Origin of the sequence: Streptomyces milbemycinicus, assembly GCF_002154605.1 — a bacterium.
Taxonomy (GTDB): domain Bacteria; phylum Actinomycetota; class Actinomycetes; order Streptomycetales; family Streptomycetaceae; genus Streptomyces; species Streptomyces milbemycinicus.
The window spans coordinates 1-1356 of the sequence record NZ_MUNE01001277.1; the positions used below are offsets into that span (position 1 = coordinate 1).

The following is a 1356-nucleotide window of genomic DNA, read 5'->3' on the forward strand; positions in this document are numbered from 1 at the left end:
CGCCTCGGCCGGGCCCGAGGCGTCGGCCGCGAGCACGAGCAGCCGCTCCGGCCCCGGCCCGACCAGCGGATAGGCCCACCACAGCACTTCGACCGGAGCGTCGTCCTGGCCATCGGCCATCCGGGCCCGCCCGGCCGTGGGGTAGGGCGCCGCCCCGCCCCGCGAGGCGTCCAGGTCCGGCCCGCGCTCCCCGCCCTCCCAGTCCGCCCCGCCGAGCGCGCCCGAGACCGGCATCAGATCGACGGCCCGGCAGCCCACGGCCTCCTCACGGCTCCGCCCGAAGAGCCTGCGCGCACCCGAACTCCAGTGCGTCACCAGCCCGTCGACATCGATGACCACCACCGCGAGCGGCATCCTCCCGGGCCCGCCACCGCGCTGCACCGGCACCCGGGGCACCCCGCCCACCTCGTCGTCGCCGCGCGACGTGCCACGGTCCATAGGCGGATGACTCCTTAGCCAGGCAAGATCTACGCCACTGCTACCCACGGTACGGCCGCCGCGGGGCGCCGTGCGCCGCAATACCCGAATAGGGGTTTGTCTCAGCCGCGTATGGTCACGCCATGGCGGGTGCGCAGTCGGCGCAGCTCCCACAGGGAGAGCCCGGTCACCGAGAGCGGGCCGCCGAACAGGGCGCAGAACTGCGCCCACAGCGGCCCGCCCGGCATACCGCTCCCGGTCACGTTCAAGACGGCGATGATCCACACCATCACCACGGTGATCACGGCCGGCAGCGCGGCGTGCACATAGGCGGTGTTGAAAGCTGAGCGGGCGACGTAGGCCGAGGCGAGGAAGAAGAACGGCAGCCCCCACAGCACGAACACGAGCGCCGGGACCGCGGCCACGAACAGCCACACCCCGTGCAGCCCTTCCAGCACCTCGGGGTTGGCCGAGATCCCCCACAACGTGGCGGCGAGGACGGCCACGGTCAGGACGTACCAGCCGACGGTCTTGGCCGGGACGCTGAGCCGGGAGCGCAGCAACCGCCGCCGCTCCGCGGGCGCGTAGCGGATGAAGAGGGCTATCACCACCGGTCCGGCGATGAGGAGCAGGATCGGGGTCACGATGAGTTGGCCGGCACTCTCGCTGGCCTGGTCCTTCAGGTCGCCCTCCGATCCGTACGTGTAGTAGAGGGCGAACGTCGCGAGGAGGCCGAGCACCGTCCGGGTGATCTGGAAGCGGTCGACCACGGGGTCGTGGACGCGCCCACCGCCGTCCTGGTCGAACAGTTTCCGCGCGGGCCGGTGCGCCAGGCGGAGCAGGGGGACGAGGAAGGAGAGGAAGGGCACTCTCCGGTACCAGCGCCGACCCGTGGGCGTCGGCCGGTAGGGCCCGGGCGGCGGGGGCGGGGGCCCGTAG

2 protein-coding genes are annotated in these 1356 nt (G+C 73.0%); both read right to left on the reverse strand.

Translation table 11 applies throughout. The annotated features are described in order from the left end of the window. Positions 1 to 438, reverse strand: a 438-nt coding sequence (locus CCN51_RS52600; protein ID WP_143676276.1) for a PAS domain-containing protein, incomplete at its 3' end; no start/stop codon positions are given. 101 nt (positions 439 to 539) lie between these two features. Then, positions 540 to 1356, reverse strand: an 817-nt coding sequence (locus CCN51_RS52605; protein WP_107426336.1) for a hypothetical protein, incomplete at its 5' end; no start/stop codon positions are given.